The sequence below is a fragment of the Conyzicola nivalis genome (assembly GCF_040548875.1).
GTDB classification, from domain to species: Bacteria; Actinomycetota; Actinomycetes; order Actinomycetales; family Microbacteriaceae; genus Conyzicola; species Conyzicola nivalis_A.
This window is the reverse complement of the sequence record NZ_JBEPSJ010000001.1, coordinates 565766-584044: the sequence shown is the minus strand read 5'-3', so window position 1 is coordinate 584044 and position 18279 is coordinate 565766. Positions and strand designations below refer to the sequence as shown.

General features: G+C 69.7%; 16 protein-coding genes. 9 read left to right on the top strand and 7 right to left on the bottom strand.

What is annotated here, in order from left to right:
* Positions 1-10: 10 nt before the first annotated feature.
* Entirely contained in the window at positions 11-1450 is a 1440-nt protein-coding gene (locus ABIE21_RS02840; protein WP_354023266.1) for an APC family permease, read from the bottom strand.
* A 132-nt stretch (positions 1451-1582) separates the two neighbouring features.
* On the opposite strand from ABIE21_RS02840, the gene ABIE21_RS02835 reads away from it, so the two are divergent.
* Positions 1583-2620, top strand: coding sequence for an ATP-dependent DNA ligase (locus tag ABIE21_RS02835; protein ID WP_354023265.1), 1038 nt, complete (start codon positions 1583-1585; stop codon positions 2618-2620).
* Here ABIE21_RS02835 and ligD read toward each other — a convergent pair.
* Positions 2617-3642: a non-homologous end-joining DNA ligase gene (gene ligD, locus ABIE21_RS02830; RefSeq protein ID WP_354023264.1), complete on the bottom strand. Its 1026-nt coding sequence runs from the start codon at positions 3640-3642 to the stop codon at positions 2617-2619. The two genes, ABIE21_RS02835 and ligD, sit on opposite strands and share 4 nt — an antisense overlap.
* Positions 3643-3892: 250 nt before the next feature.
* Here ligD and ABIE21_RS02825 point away from each other — a divergent pair, with 250 nt between their 5' ends.
* The 5 genes from ABIE21_RS02825 to ABIE21_RS02805 are packed head-to-tail and all read left to right on the top strand — an operon-like array spanning position 3893 to position 9513.
* Complete coding sequence (locus tag ABIE21_RS02825) at positions 3893-4942, top strand: BMP family ABC transporter substrate-binding protein (protein WP_354023263.1); 1050 nt, start codon at positions 3893-3895, stop codon at positions 4940-4942.
* Positions 4939-6531 carry an ABC transporter ATP-binding protein gene (locus ABIE21_RS02820; RefSeq protein WP_354023262.1) on the top strand — a complete coding sequence of 531 codons (1593 nt, stop codon included), beginning with the start codon at positions 4939-4941 and terminating at the stop codon, positions 6529-6531. The genes ABIE21_RS02825 and ABIE21_RS02820 overlap by 4 nt, the downstream gene beginning before the upstream one ends.
* Positions 6528-7616 carry an ABC transporter permease gene (locus ABIE21_RS02815; protein WP_354023261.1) on the top strand — a complete coding sequence of 363 codons (1089 nt, stop codon included), beginning with the start codon at positions 6528-6530 and terminating at the stop codon, positions 7614-7616. Before ABIE21_RS02820 ends, ABIE21_RS02815 begins: the two co-directional genes overlap by 4 nt.
* Positions 7616-8530, top strand: coding sequence for an ABC transporter permease (locus ABIE21_RS02810; protein ID WP_354023260.1), 915 nt, complete (start codon positions 7616-7618; stop codon positions 8528-8530). Before ABIE21_RS02815 ends, ABIE21_RS02810 begins: the two co-directional genes overlap by 1 nt.
* The gene (locus ABIE21_RS02805) at positions 8527-9513 is read left to right on the top strand and encodes a nucleoside hydrolase (RefSeq protein WP_354023259.1); all 987 of its coding nucleotides are present in this window, start codon (positions 8527-8529) and stop codon (positions 9511-9513) included. Before ABIE21_RS02810 ends, ABIE21_RS02805 begins: the two co-directional genes overlap by 4 nt.
* 3 nt (positions 9514-9516) lie before the next feature.
* On the opposite strand, the gene ABIE21_RS02800 is transcribed toward ABIE21_RS02805, so the two are convergent.
* Positions 9517-10872, bottom strand: a complete 1356-nt coding sequence (locus ABIE21_RS02800; RefSeq protein WP_354023258.1) for a D-alanyl-D-alanine carboxypeptidase family protein — start codon at positions 10870-10872, stop codon at positions 9517-9519.
* A gap of 81 nt (positions 10873-10953) precedes the next feature.
* A complete protein-coding gene (locus tag ABIE21_RS02795) occupies positions 10954-11802 on the bottom strand; it encodes a universal stress protein (protein WP_354023257.1) in 849 nt (282 codons plus the stop codon).
* A 148-nt stretch (positions 11803-11950) separates the two neighbouring features.
* Here ABIE21_RS02795 and ABIE21_RS02790 point away from each other — a divergent pair, with 148 nt between their 5' ends.
* Positions 11951-12394, top strand: coding sequence for a universal stress protein (locus tag ABIE21_RS02790; protein WP_354023256.1), 444 nt, complete (start codon positions 11951-11953; stop codon positions 12392-12394).
* Positions 12395-12428: 34 nt separating this feature from the next.
* Here the strand turns inward: ABIE21_RS02790 and ABIE21_RS02785 are convergent, their stop codons facing one another.
* On the bottom strand, positions 12429-13622 hold the full coding sequence (locus ABIE21_RS02785; protein WP_354023255.1) for an ice-binding family protein: 1194 nt from the start codon (positions 13620-13622) through the stop codon (positions 12429-12431).
* 233 nt (positions 13623-13855) lie between these two features.
* On the opposite strand from ABIE21_RS02785, the gene ABIE21_RS02780 reads away from it, so the two are divergent.
* A complete protein-coding gene (locus ABIE21_RS02780; RefSeq protein WP_354023254.1) occupies positions 13856-15646 on the top strand; it encodes a DEAD/DEAH box helicase in 1791 nt (596 codons plus the stop codon).
* Positions 15647-15693: 47 nt separating this feature from the next.
* Here ABIE21_RS02780 and ABIE21_RS02775 read toward each other — a convergent pair whose 3' ends face one another.
* Positions 15694-16791, bottom strand: coding sequence for an SDR family oxidoreductase (locus ABIE21_RS02775; RefSeq protein ID WP_354023253.1), 1098 nt, complete (start codon positions 16789-16791; stop codon positions 15694-15696).
* Between the two features lie 37 nt (positions 16792-16828).
* Entirely contained in the window at positions 16829-17401 is a 573-nt protein-coding gene (locus ABIE21_RS02770; protein WP_354023252.1) for an HhH-GPD-type base excision DNA repair protein, read from the bottom strand.
* A gap of 109 nt (positions 17402-17510) precedes the next feature.
* Here ABIE21_RS02770 and ABIE21_RS02765 point away from each other — a divergent pair, with 109 nt between their 5' ends.
* On the top strand, positions 17511-18278 hold the full coding sequence (locus ABIE21_RS02765; RefSeq protein ID WP_354023251.1) for a Gmad2 immunoglobulin-like domain-containing protein: 768 nt from the start codon (positions 17511-17513) through the stop codon (positions 18276-18278).
* Position 18279 lies beyond the last annotated feature (1 nt).

Here is an 18279-nt window from a genome sequence, read left to right as displayed (position 1 = left end):
GCCGTGTGAACTAGTCCACCTTCGTGGTGAGGTCGGCCGGGTCATCCGAGATCTTCCGCTCGGAGCCGACGAGTCTGCGGCCCAGCCAGGTGAGACCGAACAGCAGCACGCCGATCGCCAGCAGCACGCCGGCGATCTGGTACTGCTCGATCGGCCGCCCCGACGACCATGGCAGCACGAGGTACGCGCAGAAGGCGGCGCCGACGAGCGGCAGCACGGGTCCGGCGTTGAAGTGGCGGTGGTCGACCTTGTCGCGCCGCAGCACCAGGACAACGGCGTTGACCACCGTGAAGACGGTCAGCAGCAGCAGCGAGGTCGTGCCGCCGAGGAGCGCGACGACCGAGCCCTCGGTGTCGAGCGAGACGTAGCTGATGAGGCCGAGCGCGATCGCCGTGGTGAGCAGGATCGACGCCCACGGCGTACGCCGGGTCGGGTGCACCTTGCCGAGGAACGACGGGAGCACCCCGTGCTTGCTCATGCCGTAGAGCAGTCGGCTGGCCATCATCATGTTGATGAGGGCGCTGTTGGCGACGGCGAACATCGAGATGAACGGGATCAGGTCGGAGATCGGGAAGCCCGGCGCCGCCGTCTGCACCACGGTCACCAGCGGGGTCTCGTTGCCCGCCAGCTCGCCGATCGGCACGATCGCGACGGCGCAGATCGAGACGAGCACGTAGATCGTCGCCGTGATACCCAGACCGGTGAGCATGATGCGCGGGAAGATGCGGCTCGGGTCCTTGGTCTCCTCGGCCATGTTGACCGAGTCCTCGAAGCCCACCATGGCGAAGAACGCGAGCGAGGTCGCCGTGCTGATGGCGAGCAGCACGCCCTTGTCGCCGGGGGTCTCGAACGCGACGACACGGGAGAAGTCGGCGTTGCCGCCGGCGATGGCCCAGAACCCGATGAGGATCACGAACAGCAGACCCGAGAGCTCGACGAGGGTGAGCACCACGTTGAGCATGACGCTCTCGGTCACTCCCCTGAAGTTCACGAACATCACGAGCAGGATGAACAGAACGGCGATGAGCAGCACGGTGCCGACGCCGACGTCGAGCCCGAAGCCCGCCACCAGGTTGACCGCGAAGGCGCGCGACGCCGCAGACGCGGAGGTGACGCCCGACGACATCACCACGAAGCAGACGATGAAGCTGAAGAACTGGATGCCGAAGGCCTTGTGCACGTACAGGGCTGCGCCCGCGGCCTGAGGGTACTTCGTCACGAGCTCCAGGTAGGAGAACGCGGTCACCGTGGCGACGGCGAACGCTGCGAGGAAGGGCAGCCAGGCAGCCCCTCCCACCTCGGCGGCGACCTGCCCGGTGAGGGCGTAGATGCCGGTGCCGAGGATGTCGCCGACGATGAACAGCAGCAGGAGTTTCGGCCCGATCACCCGCTTCAGCTCGGGGGACGAAGCATCCGTCTTCGCTGTCGTCTTCTCAGGCGTTGCACTCATGACCCCTCCATCGGGGCCCGCGGCCCGCTCGTCCGGCTGATGCGCTTGCCTCGATGATGCGCCCCTCGACCGTCGGTGGCAATAGCCGATTCCGGCCTATCCCCGGCGGGCGGCACAGAGCAGAATCGACGCATGCCCTCCATCGCCCCCATGCTCGCCAAGGCCGTCGACGCGGTTCCCGAATCCGACTCGGTGGAGGGAGGGCTCGCCTACGAACCGAAGTGGGACGGGTTTCGTGCGATCGTGACCTTCGACGGGTCGACCGTCGAGATCGGCAGCCGGGGCGCCAAGCCGCTGACGCGGTATTTTCCGGAGCTGACGGATGCCTTCGCCCGCCTCCTGACGTCGCCGTGCGTTCTCGACGGGGAGATCGTGCTGCGCAGCGGCGAGCCGGGAAACGAACGACTCGACTGGGAGGCGCTGTCGGCGCGCATCCACCCGGCGGAGAGCCGCATCCGGCTGCTGTCGGTCGAGACCCCGGCGATGTTCGTGGCCTTCGACCTGCTCGAGCTCGACGGCGCCTCGCTGCTCGACACCCCGTTCGGCGAGCGTCGCAGCGCGCTCGAGTCGTTCGCGGGCGAGCTCGGCGCCCCGCTGCACGTCACCCAGCTCACGACCGACGTCGAACTGGCCAGGCGCTGGCTCGTCGAGTTCGAGGGCGCCGGGCTCGACGGCGTGGTCGCGAAGCCGTTGGCGGCGCCGTACTCCCCCGGCAAGCGGGTGATGCTGAAGATCAAACACCACAGGACCGCGGATGTCGTCGTGCTGGGCTATCGGGTGCACAAGAGCGGCGCCGGGGTCGGCTCGCTGCTGCTCGGGCTGTACGACTCCGACGGGGTGCTGCGCAACGTGGGCGGGGCGTCGGCGTTCAGCGACGCGAGGAGGCTCGAACTCGTCGACGAGCTCGCACCGCTCGTGGCGCACGACGAGTCGGGCGCCGTCGTGCACGGCGAGACGGAGCGCAGCCGCTTTTCATCGGGCAAGGACGTCTCGTTCGTGCGGCTGGAGCCGAGCCGGGTGGTCGAGGTGCGCTACGACCAGATGGAGGGCGACCGCTTCAGGCACACGGTGCAGTTCTCCCGGTGGCGGCCCGACCGCGAGGCGACATCGTGCACGTTCGAGCAGCTCGAGGTGCCGCACCTCTACGACCTGAGCCGGGTGCTGGCCTAGTCGGTGCTCTCCGTGACAGGCGCTTTCGCCCGGCTCGGCTGCACGCGCGGCGGCTCCCCCGGCATCTTCGGGTAGTCGGGAGGGAACGGCAGTTCACCCTCGCCCGCCGCGAGGTCGCGCTCCCACCAGCCGAGCAGCACGTCGATCGTGCCGGGTTTGTCGTGCATGGTGGCCCACGGGTCGCCGACGGTGGCGAGCCGCTCGGGCACCGTGAGGATCGTGAATCTCGTCGGGTCGGTCTTCTCGAGCTCGTCCCACTCGATGGGGCACGACACAGTCGCCGCGGGAAGCGCTCGCGGGCTGTACGCCCCCGCCATGGTGCGGTCGCGGTTGGCCTGGTTGAAGTCGACGAAGATGCGCTCGCCGCGCTCCTCCTTCCACCAGTTGGTCGTCACCTTCCGTGGCATCCGTCGTTCCAGTTCGCGGGCGGCGCCGATGACGGCGTGACGTACGTCGAGAAATTCGTGGGTGGGTTCGATGGGTGCGAAGACGTGCAGGCCGCGGTTTCCGGATGTCTTGACGAAGGCGGTGAGGCCGGCCTCCTCGAGCACTTTCCGCAGTTCGACGGCGGCGGGGATGGCGTCGTCGAAGTCGGTTCCGGGCTGCGGGTCGAGATCGATGCGCAACTGGTCGGGGTTGTCGGTGTTGCCCGCCCGGCTCGCCCAGGGGTGGAACACCACGGTGTTCATCTGCGCGGCCCACACGGCTGCGGCGGGTTCGTGGATCACGAGCTGCGGATGCGAGCGGGCGCTGGGGTAGACGACCATGACCTCGTGCACGTAGTCGGGGGCGCCCTTCGGCGGGTTCTTCGAGAAGAACTGCTCGCCGTCGATGCCTCCCGGGAATCGCTGGAGCGACAGCGGCCGGTCGCCGTTCGCGGCGAGGAACGGGGTGCCGACCTCGACCAGGTACTTGGCGAGGTCGAGCTTGGTGATGCCGTCGTTCGGCCAGATCACCCGGCTCGGGCTCGAGATGCGCACTTCGCGGTCGCCGACGGTGAGCATCGTCGCTTCGGTAGCCATGGGGACACGGTAGCGGCCGACGGGGTCGTGCGGCTAGACGTCCCCGGAGCCGAGGGGCAAGCTTCCGACCCGCAAGCCGGCCATCGAGGTCGATTCGTTGCCCCACTGGTCGGTGGGTGGGCTCTGTGTGAACCAGTGTGACACCGGCGCCGGAACGACCCTTCGCCCGTTGTTAGGCTCGGCAGGCCGGCGAGTTCACAGCACCCGGCGAACCCCCAACGTCGACACCGCTTCCCGATAGGCACCCCACATGAAGATCTCTTCGCGCGCCGGCTTCCGCACCGGCATCGCCCTGCTCGCGGTCACCGCGACCCTCACCGGCTGCGCGAGCGCCGGCGGCAACGCCGAGGCCGGTGGAGACGCGACCGAGGCCTCCCTCATCCTCATCACCCCGACCGCGATCGGATCGAACAACTTCCTCCAGCTCGCCTCCGACGGTGCCGAGGAAGCCGCCGACAAGTACAACGCGAGCCTCGACGTATACGAGAGCGAAGACCCCGCGAGCATCCAGCAGAACCTCGATGCCGCGATCCGCGAGAAGCCCGACGTCATCATCGGCGTCTCCTTCAGCGTGCTCGACCAGTTCACCGAGGCCGCGATCGACTACCCCGACCAGCAGTTCCTGCTCATCGACACGTCGGCCGAGGAGCCCACCGAGAACCTCACCGCCGCGGTGTTCAAGGAGTACGAGGCGACCTACCTGACCGGCGTCGAGGCCGGGCTGCTCACCGAGAAGAACAACATCGGCGTCGTCGCATCGCTCGACACCCCGTTCCTGCACCGCTGGGTCGACCCGTTCTTCGCCGGTGCCCAGAGCGTCAACCCCGACGTCACGACCGGCGCGCAGTACGTCGGCGGCGACAACCCGTTCGGCGACCAGGCCCGCTCGAAGGCGCAGGCCCAGATCCTCGCCGACGCCGGTGCCGACTACATCCAGGCCGCAGCATCCGGCGGCAACCTCGGCGTCTTCGAGGCTGCCAGCGAGAACTCCGTCGCGGCGTTCGGCGTCGACACCAACCAGTGCCTCGACTCCCCCGGCAACGTCGTCGACAACGCCATCAAGCGTGTCGACGTGGCGCTCGTCGAGTCGGTCGGCGACATCCTCGACGGCACGACCGGCGGGTTCGCCTCCTACGGCCTCGCCGAGGGCGGCGTGAGCCTCACCGGACTCGAAGAGGGCGTCGCAGACTCGCAGTGCCTGATCGCCGACCACCCCGACGTGATCGAGCAGGTCACGGCGATCCGCGACCAGATCATCGCCGGCGACATCGTCGTTGAGGACCCGCTGACCGCCGGATGACCCTGACTGCAAGCAGCTCTCCCGCCGTCGAACTCAGCGGGATCAGCAAGAGGTTCGGCGCCGTCGTGGCAAACGACGGCGTCGACCTCGTGCTGCGCCGCGGCAGCGTGCACGCTGTGATGGGCGAGAACGGCGCGGGCAAGTCGACGCTGATGTCGATCCTCTTCGGCCTCGTCACCCCCGACTCCGGCCAGATCCGCGTCGACGGCTCCCCCGTCACGTTCTCCAGCCCCCTCGACGCCATCGCGGCGGGTCTCGGCATGGTGCACCAGCACTTCCGGCTGTTCGAGTCGATGACCGTGGCCGCCAACGTGGTCTTCGGCGCGGAGCCGCGCCGCCTCGGCCTGGTCGACCGCCGGGCGGCCGAGGCCCGCGTGCGTGAGCTCGGCGAACGGTACGGTCTCGAGATCGACCCGCGCGCGAGGGTGTCGCAGCTGTCGGTGGGCGAGCGCCAGCGAGTCGAGATCCTCAAGGCCCTGCACCGGGATGCCACGATCCTGATCCTCGACGAACCGACCGCCGTGCTCACCCCCGGCGAGGTCTCCTCGCTGTTCGCGGTCATCCGCCGCGCCGCCGACTCCGGCACCACCGTCGTGCTCGTGACCCACAAGATCAACGAGGTGCTCTCGGTCAGCGACGAAGTGACCGTGCTGCGCGACGGCCGCGTCACCGGCCGGTTCTCCACCGGCGACACGTCGGGCGCCGAACTGGTGCACGCCATGACCGGACGCGACGTGCTCGAGGTGAGCAACCAGGGCGACGTGACCCCCGGCGCGACCGTGCTGCGCGTGCGCGATGCAGTCGTGTCCGAGGGCGGCGTCGAGCGCGTCGGAAACATCTCGTTCGACGTGCGAGCCGGCGAGATCGTCGGCATCGCCGGCGTCTCCGGCAACGGCCAGCACGAGGTCGTGGAGGCGATCCTCGGAACACGGTCGCTCGCGAGAGGCAGCGTCGAACTGCAGGGGGCGGATGTCACGGGCTGGAGCGTGCGCGACCGCCGCGCCCACGGGGTGGCCGTGATCCCCGAAGACCGCCGCGGCGAGGGCAGCGCCATCACCATGACCATCGCCGAGAACCTCACGCTCGGCCACCACCGCACCGCTCCGATCGGGGCGAACCGGGGCATCCGCCGCGGCTGGATCTCGCTGCGCGCGCAGCGGGCACGGTCGCGCGAGCTGATCGAGCAGTTCGACATCCGCACGCCCAGCGGCCAGCACACCGCGGGCTCGCTCTCGGGCGGCAACGCGCAGAAGGTGGTCATCGCCCGCGAGCTGTCATACGGAGCTCCCCTGCTCGTCGCCGAACAGCCCACCCAGGGCGTCGACGTCGGCGCGATCGAGGCCATCCACGGCCGCCTGCTCGACTACCGCACGGCTGGCGGCGCCGTGCTGCTCGTCTCGCACGAGATCAGCGAGCTGCTCGCCCTCGCCGACCGCGTGCTCGTGATGCTCTCCGGCGAGATCGTGGCCGAGCTGAGCCGGGCAGAGGCGACCTCGGCGTCGATCGGCGCGGCCATGTCGGGCGCGACCGCCCCCACCGCGACCGCCACCACAAACACAACCACCCCCGCGACCGGAGTCCGTCGATGAGCGCGCCCCCAGAACCACAGGTGCTGCGACACCCGCTCGTGCGGCTCGCGCGTGTCGCCGTGCGCCACCCCGTGGTGGTCCCGGTCGGCGCGGTCGTCATCGCCGTGCTCATCGGCGCCGTGATCATCGCCGCCGCCGGCCTCGACCCGCTGACCGCCTACGCCGCGGTGCTCTCCGGGGCCTTCGACCCGGACACCCTCGACTACACGGTCTCGGTGTGGGCGTTCATCTGCGGAATGGCCCTCGTGGCGGCGATCCCGCTGCGCATGGGCGAGTTCAACCTCGGCGGCAACGGCCAGCTCGTGCTCGGCGGACTCGCGGCCGCCGTCGTCGCCGGCCAGTCGGGCCTGCCTCCCCTGCTCGCCGTGCCCGTCGCGATCCTCGCCGCCGCCGTGCTCGCCGGCGCTTTCGGCGCGATCTCGGCCCCGCTCGCCACCCGCTTCGGCATCCCGATCATCATCAGCACCCTCCTGCTGTCTCCCGTCGCCGTCGCGGTCGTGTCGTACCTGCTGCGCTTCCAGATCGGCGAGAAGGGGGCGGCCGTCGCACAGACCGACCGCTTCCCAGAGAGCGCGCGCATGTGGGCGCTCGGAGACCTCTCGTACACCAACGTCGGGCTCATCATCGTCATCCTGCTGATGGTCGCCTACTGGCTCGTCGACAGCCGCACCGCCGTCGGCTTCGAACTGCGCGTCGTCGGGGCCAACCGGCGTTTCGGCGCCTACGGCGGCGTCCGGGTCGGCAGGCTCGCCCTCGGCGCGATGGCCGCCTCCGGCGCGGTCGCCGGCATCGTCGGCGCCATCATCACGCTCTCCGCGCCCTACCGGCTGACCGACGGCGCGCTGCTCTCGCCCGGCTACACCTTCGCCGGTCTCGCCGCTGCCCTTCTCGCCGGCGGCCGCCCGGCCCTCATCCCCGTCACTGCGGTGCTGTTCACGGTGCTCCAGGTGGGCGGCGCCGCCATGGAGCGGTCGGCCGACGTTCCCCGCCAGCTCTCCGACGTGCTGCAGGGAGTCGTCATCGTGGTGCTGGCTCTGCGCACCGTCGTCGACAACCGCCGTTCCGGCGAGAAGGGGGCGCGCTGATGCAGATCCTCGAACTCAGCTTCGTCGCGGCCGTTCTTCTCGCCGCGACGCCCGTGCTGTTCGCGTCGCTGGCCGGCGCGCTCTCCGCGCAGGTCGGAGTGTTCAACATCGCGCTCGAGGGCCAGATGCTCTGGGGCGCGTTCTCCGCCGTGGCGGCCAGCTACTACACCGGCAGCGCCTGGGCCGGGGTGTTCACCGCGATCGTCTCCACCGCGGTGTTCTCGCTGGCCCTCGCCGTCGGCGCCGCCCGGTGGAAGGCCGACCCGATCGTCATCGCGATCGGCTCCAACCTGTTCGCCCTCGGAATCACGGGCTTCCTGATGCGTGTGCTCTTCGACGTCTCCGGCTCGTTCTCCCCCCGCGGGCTTCAGGGCCTCGAGAAGATGCGCTGGCTGGAAGGCATTCCCGTGATCGGTCCGATCTTCGCCGGGCAGACCCCGCTCGTGCCGCTCGCGCTCGTGCTGATCGTCGCGGTCGGCCTGTGGTTGAAGTTCTCGCCTCGAGGGCTGCGGCTGCGCGGCGTCGGGGAGCATCCGGAAGCCGCATCGAGCCTCGGCATCAACGTCTCGGGCTACCAGTTCTGGGTGACGATCGCCGCCGGAGCCCTCTGCGGCATCGCCGGCGCGCAGCTCTCGCTCGGCAACGTGACCGTGTTCACCGAGAACATGACCGCCGGCCGGGGCTGGATCGCCGTCGCAGCGGTTATGCTCGTCGCCGGCAGGCCGCTCTGGCTGCCCGTCGCCTGCCTCGGGTTCGGGGCCGCGGAGGCCCTCGGATTCCGCCTGCAGGGCGTCGGCGCACCGCAGCAGCTCACCGACGCCGCGCCGTACGCGATCACCCTGCTCGTGCTCGTCGCGACCCGCATCCGTTTCCCCGCCCGCAGGGCGTCCATCTCGACAGAAAGCACACCGTGACCCAGACCTCCCAGGCCGCCGACTCCGTGCGCCACGTCATCCTCGACACCGACACCGGCATCGACGACGCCCTAGCGCTGCTCTACCTGCTCGGCAGCGAGAACGTCGAGGTCTCGGCGATCACGAGCGTCTACGGAAACACGCCCGTCGAGGCGGCGCTCACCAACATCGCCCGCGTGCTCGAGCTCGCCGGCCGTGACGACATCCTCGTCGCGCGCGGCGCCGACGGCCCGCTGAACGGCGAGCCGCGCATCGCCGGCCACGTGCACGGCGCCGACGGACTCGGCGACCTGTGGTCCACCCCGATCTCCCCCGCGAACCTCTCGCCGCTGTCGTCGGCCGAGCTCATCGTCGACCTGGCCCGCTCGCGCCCCGGCTACTACGACCTGCTGCCGGTCGGCCCGCTCACCAACATCGGCCTCGCGCTGCAGATCGAGCCCGAGCTGCTCACACTGTTCCGCTCCGTCGTGATCATGGGCGGCTCGGGGCCGTTCCCGCCGCTCGGGACGGTGCAGATGGTCGACGCCAACATCCACAACGACGCGGATGCCGCGGCTCTCGTCTTCGCGGCGCCCCGCGAGCGTCTCGTCATGGTCGGGGTCAACGTCACGGCGGGCACGATCGTCGACGAGCAGGCGGTGCAGGCCCTGCAGCGCGCGGGCACCCCGTGGGGCACGTTCTCGGCGCAGATCCTCGAGGCGTACATGGACTTCTACCAGTTCTCCTGGGGCCGCCGGGTCTCGCCCGCCCACGACGGGCTGGCCGCCGCCCTGCTCTTCCACCCCGAGTGGATCACGTCCGCGCTGCACGGCCCGGTGAACATCACGACCGACGGGTTCGCAATCCGCGCGCACCTCATGCGCACCGCCGAGGGACTGCCGGTGAGCTGGAAGTGGGACGACGCGCCCGACACCGTCGTCGTGGTCGACGTCGACCGTGCGGCGTTCCTCTCCGACTTCGTGCGGGTGCTGTCGGGGCGGTAGACGCTACTGCGCGAGCAGGATCTCGGGGTGGGTCAGGCGCCACTGGCCGCCGGGACCGGCGATCCCGCCGCGCAGCTCGAGCGGCACGACGACCGTCTCGGCACCGACCACGTAGGTGAGGCTGCCGACCTCGGTGCCGCTCTTCGCCTCCCGCACTGGATCGCTCGCGAGGGTGACCGACACGGGGGTGTCCGACCAGGTCAACACCGTCGGGCTCGACGCCGTCACCACGTCGGCGGTGTCGCCCCACGGCGTCGTGTAGGTGCCGACGACCGTGTTCAACGGCACGAGCCGCACCTCCCGGAAGCCGGCCCGCACGGTGTCGATCAGCGCTCGTGCCGCGACACCGGCGGCGAAGTTGTCCGACGCCTCGAGCACCACCCCGGTGAGTGTGATCGGGGCCGCGAGCCCCACCTCGATGCTCGCCGAGAACAGCAGGCACGAGCCGGACTGCTCGAGCGTGCCGGTCTTGAGGCCGACGACGCCGTCGGAACCGAGGATCGGGTTGGTGTTCGACAGCTGCCCGAGGTTCGGCACGTCGACGCTGCGCGAGCCGACGATCTCGGCGACCACAGGGTTCGCCATGGCGATTCTGGCGATGGCGATCAGATCGGCCGGCGTGCTGGTGTTGCGCGGGTCGATGCCCGTCGGTTCGACGATGGTGGTCGCGGCGAGCCCGTTCGATGCCAACCAGGTCTTCGTGGCCGCCCTGAAGTTCGCCGTAGAACCGAACGCCCAGTTGGCGACGGCCTCGCCGTAGTTCGACGCCGAGGCCACGAGCATGACCTCGAGCGCGTCGCGCTGCGTCATCGCCGAGCCGATCTTCATCCGTTGGATCGACGCGCCGAGCACGTAGTACTTGTCGTAGAGGTCGTTGTCGGCCTTCGAGAACGTGAGGGTCGGACCGGCCTCGCCCGGCGCGAGCGGCTTCGCCCCGAGCACCACGAGCGCCGTGATCACCTTGGTGAGGCTCGCGATCGGGCGCGCCTCCGCCCCGCCGTTCAGCACCAGCATGCCGTCGGTGCCGACGGTGCCGGGAAACTGCTCGGCGCCGGTCACGCTCACGGCGCTCACACCCGCCGTCGGCGGCGTCAGGTTCACGGCCGCCGGCTGCTCGGGCACCGGCGGCGTCAGCGTCACAGTCGGGGCGACGACGGGCGCGTTGAGACTCAGCGGGATGTACGTTCCGACGACGGCCAGGATCACGAGTGCGACCACCCCCGCCGCGATCAATCCACGGCGTCGGCCCCGCCGTCTCGCCGCGACGGCCTCCGCGCCGCGAGGGTCCCACACGGACGCCTGTCCGGCGGAGAGCAGCGCCATCAGGTCGGAGTCGTCTCGACGGTCGATCTCGCTCACGCGGTGCTCACCGTGCGGCGGGCGCCCGCCATGAACTGAGATTGTGTCGAGATGGTCTGCACAGCATCATGCTAGCCGCACCTAGGTCGTCGGAACCACGATGATCGGACACGGCGCGTTGAGCAGCACGTCGTGGCTCACCGAGCCGAGAATCAACCGGGCGAGCGCCCGTCGTCGATGAGTGCCCACGACGACGAGAGCCCCGTCGCGCGCCTCGTCGACGAGTGCGACCACCGCGCGTCCTCGAGGGAGTGCGGTGGAGACCTCGATTCCCGGATGGCGCGCTCGAACCTCCTCGACGGCGAGAGCGAGCATGCGGGTGCGGGCCTCGGCGACCTCGTCGTAGGTCTCGGTGGTGATGAGGTCTTCCACCAGCAGCGACTGGGGAAGAGTGACGGCGTGCAGAAGCCGCAGTCCGCCCCCGGAACGCTCCGCCTCGCGCGCGCCGACCTCGATCGGCGCGGCATCCGTCGCGTCCAGGGCGACGCCGACCACGACCCGCGGCTCCCCCGGACTCCACCCTGCGGGCACGACGACGACCGGGCAGTGACTGTGCGCCGCGACCCGCAGGGGAAGCGTTCCAGACACGAGTCCTTGGAAGAACCCCGTCTTGTCACTACCAAGCACGAGCAGGTCGGCGCGCTTCGACACGTCGACGAGCACGTCGGGCGGGAGCCCCCACAGCACGGTGGTCTCGACGCTCGCGCCCGGTAGCCGTTCGCGGATGGCCGCGCCCGACTCCTCGAGCGCCGTCTCATACCCCGAGCGGTAGCCGACGTCGCTCGATCCGACCGGCACCCAGCCGAGGTCGGCGACCGCGACGACCTCGACGTCGAAGTCGCCCGCTCTCGTCCATCTCGTGTGCAGCCAGTGCAGCACCGATTCGCTCGCGGCGCGGTTGTCGACCGCCACGACCACCCTGTCGGCCATGATCGCTCCTTCGCTTCAGGCCGCCGCGCGAGACGCCGCGGCTATGTCCATCGTCGCGGCTGCGACCGGCCAGCGGTAGGGCCAAAGCGGCGGGCACGCGGCAGGCATAGCCTCTGGCGTATACGTGCTGACTCACGGGAGGTTCGACATGTCGGCGGAGCACACATCCACGATCGTCGTGGGCAACGACGGGTCACGCAGCTCGACCGAGGCGCTCGAGTTCGCCCTCGAGCTCGCCGAGAAGCTGGGCGCCGACCTCGTCGTGATCCGAGCCTGGACCGTCGACACCGCGCCTAGAGGAGCGCTCGTCGACCACGGCTACGTGGCGTCGTTCGACGAGGTGTCGGCGAAGGTGCGCGACAAGCTCGAGGAGTCGACGAGAGCCCTGGCGGCACGGCACCCGGCGGTCACCGTCGACTACCGCGGGGTGCTCGGACATCCCGCAGCCGTGCTGATGGAGGCATCCGCCGAGTCCCTCATGCTGGTCATCGGCTCGCGCGGCAGGGGCGGATTCTCGTCGCTGCTGCTCGGTTCGGTGAGCGAGCAGTGCGTGCGGCACGCGACGTGCCCGGTGCTCGTCGTGCGGCGGTGACTCCGCGAGCCGCCGTCCTACTGCGAGCGTCGCCCTACTTCGACACTCGACCTACTTCGCCACTCGACGCGCTGCGACGAAGCATCAGCAGCACGGCACCGAGGCCGAGCAGGAGCGCGCCCAGCGTCGCCAGTGGCGCGGCGTCGACGCCGGTGTTCGCGAGCTCGGAGACGCGCGTGCCGGCAGCACCGCCGCCACCGCCGCCTCCGGGAGTCGCAGCGGCCACGGCGGCGATGACTATCGAGTAGCTCGCGGAGACAGCGGGCGTCACGCCGTTGTCAGCGGTGATCGTGAAGGTGTACGTGCCCGGAGTGGTCGGCGTGCCGGTGATCGCACCCGTCGTGGCGTTGAGCGAGAGACCGGTGGGCAGGCTGCCGGTGATCGAGTACGTCGGGGTCGGCGTGCCGGACGACGTCACGGTGTACGAGTAGGGGGTGCCGACCACGCCGGTGGCGGTCGGTGCCCCCGAGGTGATGGTCGGGCTGGTCGAGACGGTACCGGGAGGGTTGCACCCGGTCGGCGTCGTGATGACGTTGCTGTCCAGGGTCACTGCGCCGTTGTCGGCGAGCAGGCGCCCGGCGATGGTCGCCGACGTCGTCGCGGTGATCGACTGGTTCGCCATGATGGTGCCGGTGAACTGGGATGACGTTCCGAGCGTGGCAGAACTGCCTACCTGCCAGAAGACGTTGCAGGCGGTGGCGCCGCCGGTGAGGATGATGCGGCTGGCCGAGCCCGTCACGAGAGTGCTCGCGGCCTGGAACACCCAGACCGAAGACGCGGTGCCCGCCAGGGTGAGGTCGCCGGAGAGCGAGAGCTCCTGCCCGGAGTAGACGCCCGGGGTGAGCGACAGCCCGACGAGGTCGGCGAGGCCGGTCGTCGTCGGCGTGAGACTCGCCGCGACGTTGTACGCGGTGGTGAGGTCGATCTGCGCCTGCGTGGCGACGGCGTCGGTGGGGTGCGTGGTGCCGAGCACGGTTCCGGGAGGGAAACCGGTGATCGACGTGCCCGGGCTGAGCCCGAGGTCGCCGCCGATCACTGACGGACCGGTGTTGGTGACGGTGCTCGCGCCGAGCACTCCGTAGGGGGTCGCGGTTCCGAGGTTCACCGGTCCGTCGATGGTGGTGTCGGCGGTGGCGGTGCCGGCCGGCACGAGGGCCACGCCGATCCCCAGGAGGACCGCCACCACACCTGCGGATGCGGATCGTGGGCCGAGTCGGAACTGGTTCATGTGGCTTCCCCTAACTGCCTGAGCGCTCGGCCCCGCCAAAGGCGAAACACCTACACTTAATGAATTACAACACCTGTTCCCGACTTTTCCTAGAGAAATCTCCCCATTGACTCTCGGAAGAAGGAGTGCAGCGCTCTCCCTGCGGGCCGATCCGGCGCCGGATTCGGCCGCATACTACTCAGTATTGCACCGCCGCGATATCCCGCACCGTCGCGACGGGCTACCGTTGGGGTATGACTTCCCCAGAAACATCCGCACCCAGCGAGGCAGAAGCCGCCCCCGCTACCCTCACGTTCACCGAATTGGGGCTCGGTGACGCAGTACTGAAGGCCCTCAAGGACGTCGGCTACGAGACCCCGTCGGCCATCCAGGCCGCGACCATCCCGCCGCTGCTCTCCGGCCGCGACGTGCTCGGCGTCGCGCAGACCGGAACCGGAAAGACCGCGGCCTTCGCGCTCCCCATCCTCTCGCGCCTCGACCTGAGCCAGAAGAGCCCGCAGGCGCTCGTGCTCGCCCCCACTCGCGAGCTCGCACTCCAGGTGTGCGAGGCGTTCGAGCGCTACGCGTCGCACCTCAAGGGCGTGCACGTGCTGCCGGTCTACGGCGGACAGGGCTACGGCGTGCAGCTCTCTGCGCTCCGCCGCGGCGTCCACGTCGTCGTCGGCACCCCGGGCCGCATCATGGACCACCTCGACAAGGGCACCCTCGACCTCTCGCAGCTGAAGTACCTCGTGCTCGACGAGGCAGACGAGATGCTGAAGATGGGCTTCGCCGAAGACGTCGAGACGATCCTCGCCGACACCCCCGACGACAAGCAGATCGCGTTGTTCTCCGCGACGATGCCCGCACAGATCCGCCGCATCTCGCAGAAGTACCTGCACGACCCCGAAGAGATCACGGTCAAGAACAAGACCACGACCAGCGCGAACACCACGCAGCGCTACCTCATGGTGTCGTACCCGCAGAAGATCGACGCCCTCACCCGCATACTCGAGGTCGAGAACTTCGAGGGGATGATCGTGTTCGTGCGCACCAAGAACGAGACGGAGACCCTCGCCGAGAAGCTGCGCGCCCGCGGCTACTCGGCCTCGGCCATCAGCGGCGACGTCGCCCAGGCGCAGCGTGAGCGCACCGTCGAGCAGCTCAAGAACGGTAAGCTCGACATCCTGGTGGCGACGGATGTCGCGGCTCGCGGCCTCGACGTCGAGCGCATCTCGCACGTCGTCAACTACGACATCCCGATCGACACCGAGTCGTACGTACACCGCATCGGCCGCACCGGCCGCGCGGGACGCAGCGGCGCCGCGATCAGCTTCGTCACCCCGCGCGAGCGACGCCTGCTCGGCGCCATCGAGAAGGCCACGCGCCAGCCGATGGTCGAGATGCGCATGCCGAGCGTCGAAGACGTGAACGTCACCCGCCTCACCCGCTTCGACGACGCGATCACCGCGGCGCTCGGCGACGAGACGACGCTCAACACGTTCCGCGACATCATCGCGCACTACGTCGAGCACCACGACGTCGTCGAGTCCGATGTCGCCGCCGCGCTGGCGGTCGTGGCGCAGGGCGACACCCCCCTGCTGCTCTCCCCCGACGACCCCCGCTTCGCCCGTCGCGAGCGCGAGCGCATGGACCGCGACCAGAACGACCGCCAGGGTCGCTCCGAGCGGTCGTTCCGCGACGACCGGCCCGACCGGCCCGAGCGTGCCGAGCGCCGCCCGCGCACGAGCGGCAAGCCGCTGTCGACCTACCGCATCGAGGTCGGCAAGCGTCACCGCGTCGAGCCGCGCCAGATCGTCGGGGCGCTCGCCAACGAGGGCGGCCTGAGCCGTGAGGACTTCGGCCACATCGACATCCGACCCGACTTCTCGCTCGTCGAGCTGCCGGCCGACCTCGCCTCTGACGTGCTCGACAAGCTGTCCGACACCCGCATCAGCGGCAAGCTGATCGAGATCAAGCCCGACCGCGGCGGCCCGAAGCGCGAGACCTACGGCGACCGCCCCGACCGCAAGCCGCGCCGGTAGCGGCGCACCTCGTCGGGCCCGTCGAGGGCCCGACGAGAGCCCGTTCGCTAGGCGGCGGGGATCAGCTTCTCGGCGCGGTACCGGTCGAAGAGCGCCGTGAACGAGTCCGAGGTGCGGTGGTGCGTCGTGAAGCCGGCGAGCCTCGCCTTGCTCATGTCGGCGACCACCTCGATCTGCCGGCCCAGGTCGGCGTCGGTGTGCCACCACGACGCGAGGCGTGACAGGTCGGTCTCGGCGAGACCGTGCTCCCGAGCGATGCGTGCCCACGTGTCATCCATGCCGGTCATCTGGGCCTCGAGCGTGTTCGGCGCAACCGAGGGTCCCACGGGCTCCACCCCGAAGTAGTCGGCGAGCCGAAGCCACATCGAGCGCCAGCGGAACACGTCGCCGTTGACCACGTTGAACGCCTGGTCGCGGCCCTCGTCGGTGGTCGCCGCCCAGACCAGCTGTTCGGCGAGCACCGTCGCGTCGGTCATGTCGGTCAGCCCGTTCCACTGGGTCTCGCTGCCGGGGAAGGCGAATGGCAGGTCGAGCTCGCGGCAGATCGAGGCGTACACCGCGAGGGTCAGCCCCATGTTCATCAGGTTGCCGACCGCGTGTCCGATCACGGTATGCGAGCGGTGCACCGACCAGGTGAAGCCCTGCCGCTCCGCCGCAGCGAACAGCTCGTCCTCCTGCGCGTAGTAGAAGTTCGGGGCTTCCAGTCGCGGTTCGTCCTCGCGGAACGGGGTCTCGGGGATGGGGCCCTGCCCGTAGGTCTCGAACGGGCCGAGGTAGTGCTTCAGCCCGGTGACGAGAGCCACGTGCTCGAGCGGCGCATGGTCGAGCGCAGCGAGCAGGTCGCGCACCATCGCTCCGTTTACCGCGATGTTCTCGCGTTCGGTGGCCTGCCGGGCCCACGCGGTGAAGAAGACGTGGGTCGGATGAAGCGTGCCGAGCGCCGCGCGCAGGTCGTCGGGCGAGCGCAGGTCGGCCGTGACCCACCGCACTCCGTCGCGCTCCGCCCCCGCTCTGCGCGCCAGCGCGAGCACCGTCCACCCGTCGTCCACGAGCCGGTCGGTGAGAGCCGAACCGCCGATCCCTGTGGCGCCCACGACGAGGGCGGTGCGGGCGGCGGTCTGCTGGTTGCTTTGTGTCGAAGTCATTGCCGGGGGCAACGCCCTCGGGCCCGCCGGAATTCCGTCAGCCCTTGGCAGCCGCCTTCGCGGCCTTCTTGAACTCGCGCACCTTGGTGAGCGATTGCGGGTCGACGATGTCGGCGACGGAACGGTGCGAGCCCTCGAGTCCGTAGTCGCCGGCGGCCGCGCGCCATCCGTCTGCCGTCACGCCGTACTGCTTGCCCAGCAGGGCGAGGAAGATCTTGGCCTTCTGCTCGCCGAAGCCGGGCAGGGCCTTCAGCCGCCTGAGGATCTCCGGGCCGTCGGGCTCCCCCTCGGTCCAGATGGCGGATGCCTCGCCGCCCCAGTTCTCGACGACCGCCGCGCAGAGGGCCTGCACGCGGCCGGCCATCGATCCCGGATACCGGTGGATCGACGGGGTGATGCGGAACACCGCCTCGAGCTCGTCGGAGTCGTAGTCGGCGATCGCCTTGGGGTCGAGGGTTCCGATGCGGTCGAGCAGCTTGGCGGGGCCGGCGAACGCGGTCTCCATCGGCACCTGCTGGTCGAGCAGCATGCCGATGAGCAGGGCCAGCGGGTCGTTCGACAGCAGCGCGTCGGCCGTGTCGTCGTCGGTGATGTGCAGGGTCGGGGTCATCCATCGATCGTGCCACGGGAGTCGGTCGGGCAACAGCCGCAGCCGGCCGAGAAAACCGAGCCGCCGAGGCTCGTGCGGAGTAAAATCGGGCGTGGAAAGGACCAGGACGATGGTCCGGCGCAGAACGATTTCTCTCATTGCAGTCTCCGCCACGATTCTCGCGATCACGGCGTGCGGTGACGACGGCGGTACTCCTCCGTACAGCGGCTCTCCACCGGGGGCGTCCGGCACACCGACCCCCACGGCGACCGCGCGGGAACCGCTCATCCGCATCGTCGAGCCCGCGCTCGACGCGACGGTCACCACCCCCGTCGCCCTGAGCGGCACGGCGAACACATTCGAGGCTCACCTCGTGGTCGACGCGCAGAATGAGGCAGGCGACACCCTCTGCATCCGTCACGTGTCTGCGACGTCGGGCAGCGGAACCGAGGGGACCTGGTCGACGGTTCTCGGTATCGTTCCGGAGTCGGACGCCGACGCTCCCATCGTGCTCAGAGCCTACGAGCGCAGCCCCGAGGACGACTCGATCGCGAATCTCGTCGAGCGGCCGGTGACGTTGTCAGCCACTCGGCCCGTGATCTATCTCACCAGTCCCGTGTGCGGCGACACCGTCGCCCCCGGGGGCGTCGTCTCGGTTCAGGGCAGGGCGACGGTCTTCGAGGCGGCACTCACAGTGGATCTTCGGGATGCCGGGGGCACCGTGGTGTTCTCGCGCGACCTCCTGACCGAGGAGGGCGGAGTCGAGTCGAACTTCGGCGAGCTGGTGACTCTGCCCGCACACCTGCCCGGCGGGTTCTATGACCTCGTCGCCTTCAGCATCTCGGCCGCAGACGGTTCGATCGAGAACGAATTCCCCGTGCAGATTCTGGTGCAGTGAC

What these genes read in the sequence shown, in the direction of transcription:
- ABIE21_RS02820 (WP_354023262.1), top strand. Translation starts at nt 4,939, where the DNA reads ATGACCCTGACTGCAAGCAGCTCTCCCGCCGTCGAACTCAGCGGGATC.
- ABIE21_RS02840 (WP_354023266.1), bottom strand. Translation starts at nt 1,450, where the DNA reads ATGAGTGCAACGCCTGAGAAGACGACAGCGAAGACGGATGCTTCGTCC.
- ABIE21_RS02810 (WP_354023260.1), top strand. Translation starts at nt 7,616, where the DNA reads ATGCAGATCCTCGAACTCAGCTTCGTCGCGGCCGTTCTTCTCGCCGCG.
- ABIE21_RS02775 (WP_354023253.1), bottom strand. Translation starts at nt 16,791, where the DNA reads ATGACTTCGACACAAAGCAACCAGCAGACCGCCGCCCGCACCGCCCTC.
- ABIE21_RS02815 (WP_354023261.1), top strand. Translation starts at nt 6,528, where the DNA reads ATGAGCGCGCCCCCAGAACCACAGGTGCTGCGACACCCGCTCGTGCGG.
- ligD (WP_354023264.1), bottom strand. Translation starts at nt 3,642, where the DNA reads ATGGCTACCGAAGCGACGATGCTCACCGTCGGCGACCGCGAAGTGCGC.
- ABIE21_RS02795 (WP_354023257.1), bottom strand. Translation starts at nt 11,802, where the DNA reads ATGGCCGACAGGGTGGTCGTGGCGGTCGACAACCGCGCCGCGAGCGAA.
- ABIE21_RS02780 (WP_354023254.1), top strand. Translation starts at nt 13,856, where the DNA reads ATGACTTCCCCAGAAACATCCGCACCCAGCGAGGCAGAAGCCGCCCCC.
- ABIE21_RS02785 (WP_354023255.1), bottom strand. Translation starts at nt 13,622, where the DNA reads ATGAACCAGTTCCGACTCGGCCCACGATCCGCATCCGCAGGTGTGGTG.
- ABIE21_RS02835 (WP_354023265.1), top strand. Translation starts at nt 1,583, where the DNA reads ATGCCCTCCATCGCCCCCATGCTCGCCAAGGCCGTCGACGCGGTTCCC.
- ABIE21_RS02825 (WP_354023263.1), top strand. Translation starts at nt 3,893, where the DNA reads ATGAAGATCTCTTCGCGCGCCGGCTTCCGCACCGGCATCGCCCTGCTC.
- ABIE21_RS02770 (WP_354023252.1), bottom strand. Translation starts at nt 17,401, where the DNA reads ATGACCCCGACCCTGCACATCACCGACGACGACACGGCCGACGCGCTG.
- ABIE21_RS02790 (WP_354023256.1), top strand. Translation starts at nt 11,951, where the DNA reads ATGTCGGCGGAGCACACATCCACGATCGTCGTGGGCAACGACGGGTCA.
- ABIE21_RS02765 (WP_354023251.1), top strand. Translation starts at nt 17,511, where the DNA reads ATGGTCCGGCGCAGAACGATTTCTCTCATTGCAGTCTCCGCCACGATT.